The organism is uncultured Veillonella sp. (genome assembly GCF_905209685.1).
Classification (GTDB): Bacteria; Bacillota; Negativicutes; order Veillonellales; family Veillonellaceae; genus Veillonella.
The window spans coordinates 1-7,979 of the sequence record NZ_CAJLUB010000088.1; the positions used below are offsets into that span (position 1 = coordinate 1).

Here is a 7,979-nt window from a genome sequence, read left to right on the forward strand (position 1 = left end):
AATAGTTCCGTTGCTTCATTGAGTAAGAAGCCTGCCACTAATAAACGACGTGGTACGATGATCAAATCAAGGTTAGCCGTCAATGGCAACATAATACTTGCTAAGGAAATTGGTAAGGCAAGCCAGATGAGGCGCGATAAAACCTCTTTAGTAGATTCTCGTTCACCTTCAAAGCTTTCACCTGTAGTAGGCGCCTTAGGCAATTTATAGTAATAATATAACAAGACTAGGAAGGCACCAAAGGCACCGATACCTGCACCTAAACTCGCACCGCCGGCCGCCTCAGGCAAACCGTATGGTAACAAGATAGCTGCCGCACCTAGCATCACCACAACCCGTAATATTTGCTCTACAATTTGGCTCATCGCCGTTGGTGTCATCATTTCGTAACCTTGGATGTAACCGCGGAAGCAGGAAATCCAAGTAACAAAGAAGATGGCTGGCGCTAGCGCAATGAGGGAGTAGTAGGCACGACTTTCCTGAATGATACCACTTGAGATGAGCCAATCGGCGCCAAAGAACATGGCAAGACTGGCTATTAGACCTGTAATGGTAAGCATTGTAAAGGAAATGTTGAATACTCGTTTAGCCCCCGTGTAGTCGTTGAGAGCTAACCGCTCTGCCGTTAAAATAGAGATGGCAATTGGCACACCTGCGCTTGAAACTTGTAATAGCAATAAATAGATGGGGAAGGCCATCTGATAGATACCGATACCTTCACCGCCTAAAATACGGGATAGTAGAATCCAGTTAATACTACCGATGGCTTTCACCACAAAGCCGGCTATGGTGAGGATTAATGTTCCTTTTAAAAATCCGCTAGCCATAGATTATAGAGTGTTGGAAGAACCTAACACGTTTTTAATTTTGTGAGCTACCATGCCTTTAATAGCATCACGAGCAGGTCCTAAGTATTTACGAGGGTCAAATTCAGATGGGTTTTGAGCCAAGTATTCACGTACGGATGCAGTCATAGCAAGACGAAGGTCTGTATCGATGTTGATTTTGCAAACTGCCATTTGAGCTGCTTTGCGAAGCATTTCTTCAGGTACGCCTTGTGCACCAGGAATGTTGCCACCAAATTCGTTACATTTTGCTACGAATTCAGGTAATACGGAGGATGCGCCATGCAATACGATTGGGAAGTCAGGCAATAATTCGCCAACTTTTTTCAAACGATCGAAGTCGAGGTAAGGGTCGCCTTTGAATTTGTAAGCACCATGGCTAGTACCGATAGCGATGGCTAAGGAGTCTACGCCTGTAAGATGTACGAATTCAGCAGCTTGTTCTGGATCTGTAAAGCGAGCATCCGCATCAGATACGTTTACATCATCTTCAACGCCAGCCAAACGGCCTAATTCTGCTTCTACTACAACGCCATGAGCGTGAGCATATTCAACAACTTGTTTAGTAATTTTTACGTTTTCATCGAAGTCATGGTGAGATGCGTCGATCATAACGGATGTAAAACCACCATCTACACAGTCTTTACAGATTTCAAAGGAATCGCCGTGATCAAGATGAAGAGCGATTGGTAAATTGCTGTCTTCAAGAGCTGCTTCTACGAGTTTTACAAGGTAAATATGTTTAGCATATTTACGAGCGCCTGCAGATACTTGCAAGATAAGAGGGGATTGTTCCTCTTTGGCTGCATCTACGATACCTTGTACGATTTCCATGTTGTTTACATTGAAAGCGCCAACAGCATAGCCGCCTTCATAGGCTTTTTTGAACATTTCTGTAGTAGTAACTAATGGCATGTTGTCCTCCTTGGCCATAGGGCCTGTCATATCATGTTATTAATACTGTGACTGCTAGTCTTTCTAGCGCATATGAGCTAGATTAAATACTAGTGTATTGCAATCATATATCAATTCAAGTTAAGTATATCAAGAAACACTATAAAGGGCCAATATTTTTTGTATAACTTATGCATAAATTTCGTCTTATTTTATGACCCATGTGGGCTAATTTATATGTATCGGTATTAATTTACCAGAAATACATTAGCTTAATTGGTGAGTAATGCCTCCATATCTGATGGTAAGGATGCCTGTAATTCTAGCCATTCATCCGTCATGGGATGGTAAAAGCTAACGCGCGATGCATGGAGTGCTTGACGTTGAATATATTTTAAGTGCCCACCATACAGGTCATCTCCAGCAAGTGGATATCCTAGTTGAGATAGATGAACCCGAATTTGATGTGTTCGACCTGTATGTAATAAACATTGCACATGGGTAAAGCATTGCACAATCTTATTCTTTACAATGGTATTACTCTCAATGACAGTTATATCTGTATGAGCTGGTTTACCCTCAGCCGTGCAGCAACGCTCGATAATACTACCTGGCTTACGTCCAATAGGCCACTGTACGCTTATGTGATTAGTGGGTAATTGACCTTCTACTATAGCGTCGTAGTTTTTATGGAAATGAGTATGCTTTTTATCGAAAGCATGTTGTACTACAGAGGTTTTAGCAATGATAACAATTCCAGAGGTGTCTTTATCTAATCGATGAACAGGATGGAAATCATAATGTTGATTTGTTTCTTGGTAGTAATGTAGAACACCATTTGCTAAGGTATGATCTCGTACTGTCGAGGTAGGATGCATCAGAATACCAGCCTCTTTGTTGATGACTAAAATATACTCATCTTCGTATACGATATCGAGGTCCATAGGGCTTAAACTAAACTCTTGTTCAGGGGTTAACTTCATAACGAGATGGTCTCCACCGTGAACAAGGGTATTCCAAGAGGCTGGTTCGTCATTAACTGTTATAATACCGTCATTTCGCAAACGCCGCCGCATACGTTGGGAAATATGCTGTTGTTTTATAATATGATTCATAGATTGAGTATGTACGTTGGAATCTACAATCAAGTCGATAATAGTTGCTGTTTTCATACATAGTATTATATCAAATAAATAATGGATGAAGAATTTTTCATAATTTGTTGTCTTTATAGAGACCATATAGTATAATTTTTATTAATGTTTTTTATATATTTTTTATGTATTGGTGTTTTATTTATTTGAATGCTTTGGCAGTTTAATGTCTTAACGCCATATATTGATGAGTATATGGTTTGCTTTGTAAAAGGAGAGGTTTATGAAACTGAATAAGAAATCCTTATTAGTCGCTTGTGTGTTGGCGGCTATGTCTACAAGTGCTTTCGCAGCAACAACAACAACATCTACTAGCAGTAAAACTGTGACAAATCAAGATACACCGACATCTACAAGTACGCGTGTAACTAGTGAGAAACATACAACAGCAACATCCTCTACTTCAGTTTCAACTATGGAAAAATCTAAAGCTAAATCTAGCGGTGTATCCGTATCGGTTGGTGCTGGACGCATGGCGGATTATGTTGTTGTGCCAATTCTTTCTGCTCAGCATCAGCCTCCAGCGGCTCTTAAATCGATACAAGCAGTAATTGACAATGATAACTTTATTAAGTTGGGTCAATTGGCAACAGTAAAACAAAAAGGGAAATGGGGCGTAGTCGGTACAGACGGTAAAGTTTTGCTTGAACCACAGTATTTAGATATTGATCCATCATTATCTGCTGATGGTACATATTTTGCATATACTAAAAAAACATTAGAACATATTAACATTGATGGTTCTGTGATTTCTAGTGGTGTTGACACTTATGGTGAGCATGATAAAGATATTTTGGCACGTCGCGAAATGGTAAAAAATTTATCCAATGGCGATGTTAAAATAAATTCTATTTCTTATCCAAGTGATTCTTATACAGCCGTTTCTGTAAAAAATAAATGGGGTTTTGTAGATGCTTCTAACAAAACGGTGATTGAGCCACAATTTAAGGAAGTGTATACAAAATTTAGTGAAGATCGTGCCTTTGTAAAAAGCGCTAAAGGTAAAACTATAGCTATTGATGGTAGCGGCAATCCAATTTTTGAATCTCCTACAGACGATATTGATGAATTTAAGAATGGATTGGCCGAATATCGACGTCATATTAGTAAGTTTAATTTAGGTGGATTTTTAAGCATGGCTGTAGGCATAGGTTTAAGCAGTCAAGGTGGGATTTATTATGGTGATGCTTGGAACCCAGTTTATGATGGTGTAAAACGTGGTTATTTGGACCGCAGTGGCAATATCATCATTGATAGCAAGAATGATGCCGTATGGCCAATGACAGCTTATGGTACACTTGTTAAAAATCAAGGTAAATTAGGATTTATGAATCGTAATGGTGAGTATATTATTCAACCTGGTAATTATGATGCAGGGGAAATGGATACTATTAATGCTTTGTTAGTACTCATCAATAAAGATAATGGAAAAGCTGGTATTTTTAATTTAGAAACAGGAAAACAAGTTAATCCATTTGTATATGATTCAATTAATTTTGTAAGTGCTACTCGGATGGTGGCTACAAAAGGTGAAAGTAAATACTTAATTGATATGCAATCCGGTAATATTGTATTTACAACAACTAAGGATATGACAATAGATGTATTTGGTGGGGCCTATGCTTGGGTTCATAAAGGTTCTAACGATTATCAATTAATTGATGAGAGTGGTAAAGTTTTATTCCATGATAAGAATAAGTTGATTAGTAAAACTGTACCATTTAGACATGGTTATGGCGCAGTGAAGTCTAATGGAAAATGGGGTGTAATGAACTCCAACGGTGAATGGGTTGTTCAACCAATGTATGATGCAGTTAATGTGCTATAAATCGTATTTGGTCAAAATTTTCTATGTTTAATCTTTTGCGCTATTTGCTACGAACTCATAACAAATATTATAACTAAAATAATTGGTTCATTAAAAATTCATGATATGGTATACTGAGCCTATAATGTATAGTTATATGTTTTTATTTGTTTTTGGGGGTACATATGAAATCTTCTAAAGCACTTTTAAAATTATTGGTTGTTGGTTGTATTGGTTTGGGTTGCTTAATGCCGACAGTTGCGCATGGAGAAAATACTACAGGACAAGCTGCAGGGGAGAACTCTGTTGTAAAAACAGAGATGCCATCAGGTGTTAATCGTATTCAACTGTTAAAAAATGAAGATTCATCTTCAACTGTACGCACAAGTTCTATTATTAATGGTCATGCTTATATTCCTAAGGATACAAAGATTGAATTAGAATTAATTACTCCAATTAGTTCCAAACGAAGTAAAGAGGGGAATACTTTTAGATTAAAAACATTAGAAAATCTTCTTATAAATAATGTTGTAGTAATTCCAGCAAATCAAGAAGTACTGGGAACAATTACAAAGTCTAGAAAAAACGGTATGTTTGGCCGCAAAGGTAGATTAGAATTTAGCATAAATGAAATTAAAACTGTTAATGGAGTTACAGTTCCTCTCGATGCCCAAGTAAAAGGTAAAGGTCATTCTGATAATGGTGCTGTAGCTGTGGCTGCTGCTGTTAGCCTAGTTGGTGGCTTATTTATGAAGGGGACAAACATTTACTATGAACCAGGCCAAAAGTTTGTTGCTGTGGTAGCTGCTGATACAGATTTAAATACAACAGTAGAAGATCTTCCAAATGCTATGAACCCAAGTAAACCATCTGGACAAAATATTGTGTTGCCAACAAGATAGATTAAGATTCATATGAAAATATTATAGTGATTAAATATCCGGTATCGATAGATTGTATCTGTTGGGTACCGGATATTTTGTTTTTTGAAATAGCTAATACTTACTTTTCTTTATAGTCTGAATAATCCTTCTATGATTAATAATAGTTATAATTAAAAAAATCGATTTACCTAGAAAAGAAGCGTGTTATAAGGTATAATTATAGAGATATATTCCGATTTGGTGTACATTTACACTTTCACTTGGAATATGAGGATGATGAAAGTAATGCTATGAGCCCCATGCCCAACGGGTTCAGGTGTAGGAGGTATAAAATGGCTAAAGATTGTTCCTTTGACGTTGTGTCCGAAGTGGATATGCAGGAAGTAGATAATGCGGTAAACCAAGCAAAAAAAGAGATTGGTACCCGTTATGATTTCCGTGGTTCTAAAGCAGAAATTAGTCTTGAAGGCGACACTATCAAAATCATCGGTGATGATGAATATAAATTGAATGCCATTATCGATGTATTAAAAGGCAAAATGGTTAAACGTAATGTAGCGATTAAAAATCTTGACTACGGTAAGGTTGAACCAGCAGCGGGTGCCACAGTTCGCCAAGTGATTACTATTAAAAAAGGCATTACTAAAGAAAATGCTAAAGAAGTAGTAAAAGCAATTAAAAATATGAAAATTAAGGTACAAGCATCTATCCAAGAGGATCAAGTGCGCGTATCTGGTAAAGATAAAGATGATTTGCAAGCTGTTATCCAAATGTTAAAACAATTGGATATCCCTGTAGAATTGCAATTCGTTAACTTCCGTTCTTAATAACATATGTCCATAAGATAGGGTTAGTTTAATTCGTATGAGTTGCTAACCCTATCGGTGTAGGAGGCCTTATGAAAGTAGAGGACATGAAGGGTGGCTATACCACAGGTTCATGTGCTACGGCAGGTATGAAAGCTGGTTTGTTGGCCCTCTTAGATAAGAACATCGTGGACCAAGTGGTCATTGAAAATCCTCAAGGTCAGTACATTGAAGTGCCTATTAAAGCCGTAGAGGTACTATCTGATATAGAGGCTAAGGTAACCGTTATGAAAGACGGTGGCGATGATCCTGATGTTACGCATGGCAATGATGTGGAAACAACGGTGACCCTTGATGATACTGGTGAACTACGATTCCGAGCGGGTTTTGGCGTAGGGACGGTAACGAAACCGGGCCTTGCTATGCCGCCAGGAGAACCAGCTATCAATCCAGGGCCTCGAGCGATGATGAAAATCGTCTTTGAAGAGCACTGTGTACATGGTCAAGGTGTAACGGTAACGGTGAGCGTGCCAAACGGTATGGTTTTAGCCAAGAAAACATTAAATCATACCCTAGGTATCGAAGGTGGTATTTCTATTATTGGAACTACAGGTATCGTTAAACCCATGAGTGAAGAAGGGTTCAAAAACTCTTTGGTTCCTCAGCTAAAAGTTATGAAGGCCAATGGCTGTGAAACAGCTGTTCTTGTGCCGGGCCGTATTGGTCAAGATTTAGCTGAACAAGTATTAGGTATTCATAAGAACCAAATGGCCGAAACGAGTAACTTTATCGGCTTTATGCTCGAAAAAGCTGTTGAAATTGGCTTCAAACGTATCTTGATTATCGGTCATATTGGTAAGCTAATAAAACTAGCTAGTGGTAGTTTCCACACACACAATCGCATGAGTGATGGCCGCATGGAAAGTATCGTAGCTTATGCTGCTTTAGAAGGGGCATCCCAAGCGGTGTGTGAAGAGTTATTTAATTGCCAAACCACAGAGTCTACGTTCCCGATTTTAGAACGAGAAGGACTGACTGGTGTATACCAACGCGTTGTAGATCGTGCATCTTTGCGTAGTGAGCGATATATTGCTAACGAGGCAGAGGTAGGTATCATCATTACCACCTTAAAAGGTGAGATTTTGGCAATGGATAAGCATGCTAAAGAGATAGGAGAGCTTGAACAATGGCACATACCTTGTATATCGTAGGCATTGGTCCAGGTAATCCTGATTATGTGGTACCTAAAGGCCTTAATTTAATTAAACATGCTACAGTATTGGTCGGTAGCGAACGGTCCTTAGAGGACTTTCAAGAGCCTGGCCAAATTACATATCCTGTAACAGGTAAGCTTAGCCTGCTAGCTGAGCAAATTGAGCGTGAGCTCAACCATCATGACGTTGTCGTTATGGTAAGTGGTGATACAGGCTACTATAGCTTGTTGCCATATTTAAAGAAGAAATTCCCTGCCAATCCTATTGAGGTTGTGCCAGGCATTAGTTCTATGACCTTTGCCTTTGCTCGACTCAATGAGGTGTGGCATGATGCGGATTTAATGAGCTTTCACGGTCGCCAACCAGCGCCTGAAA

At 38.7% G+C, this 7,979-nt stretch carries 8 protein-coding genes; 5 read left to right on the plus strand and 3 right to left on the minus strand.

The features are described from left to right. From QZ055_RS06845 to QZ055_RS06855, 3 genes are all read right to left on the minus strand, one after another. Positions 1–827, minus strand: an 827-nt coding sequence (locus tag QZ055_RS06845) for an oligosaccharide flippase family protein (RefSeq protein ID WP_295825522.1), incomplete at its 3' end; no start/stop codon positions are given. Between the two features lie 3 nt (positions 828–830). After that, positions 831–1,760, minus strand: coding sequence for a class II fructose-1,6-bisphosphate aldolase (gene fba, locus QZ055_RS06850; RefSeq protein ID WP_295825524.1), 930 nt, complete (start codon positions 1,758–1,760; stop codon positions 831–833). A 251-nt stretch (positions 1,761–2,011) separates the two neighbouring features. Beyond that, complete coding sequence (locus QZ055_RS06855; RefSeq protein ID WP_295825526.1) at positions 2,012–2,911, minus strand: RluA family pseudouridine synthase; 900 nt, start codon at positions 2,909–2,911, stop codon at positions 2,012–2,014. Between the two features lie 205 nt (positions 2,912–3,116). Between QZ055_RS06855 and QZ055_RS06860 the strand changes: the two genes are divergently transcribed. From QZ055_RS06860 to cbiE, 5 genes are all read left to right on the plus strand, one after another. After that, complete coding sequence (locus QZ055_RS06860; RefSeq protein ID WP_295825528.1) at positions 3,117–4,721, plus strand: WG repeat-containing protein; 1,605 nt, start codon at positions 3,117–3,119, stop codon at positions 4,719–4,721. 152 nt (positions 4,722–4,873) lie between these two features. Continuing rightward, positions 4,874–5,602, plus strand: a complete 729-nt coding sequence (locus QZ055_RS06865; RefSeq protein ID WP_295825530.1) for a hypothetical protein — start codon at positions 4,874–4,876, stop codon at positions 5,600–5,602. A gap of 314 nt (positions 5,603–5,916) precedes the next feature. Further along, the gene (locus QZ055_RS06870) at positions 5,917–6,411 is read left to right on the plus strand and encodes a YajQ family cyclic di-GMP-binding protein (protein ID WP_295825532.1); all 495 of its coding nucleotides are present in this window, start codon (positions 5,917–5,919) and stop codon (positions 6,409–6,411) included. Positions 6,412–6,482: 71 nt separating this feature from the next. Beyond that, complete coding sequence (gene cbiD / locus QZ055_RS06875) at positions 6,483–7,601, plus strand: cobalt-precorrin-5B (C(1))-methyltransferase CbiD (protein WP_295825534.1); 1,119 nt, start codon at positions 6,483–6,485, stop codon at positions 7,599–7,601. Then, on the plus strand, positions 7,577–7,979 hold a 403-nt coding region (gene cbiE / locus QZ055_RS06880), incomplete at its 3' end, for a precorrin-6y C5,15-methyltransferase (decarboxylating) subunit CbiE (RefSeq protein WP_295825537.1). The genes cbiD and cbiE, both read left to right, overlap by 25 nt.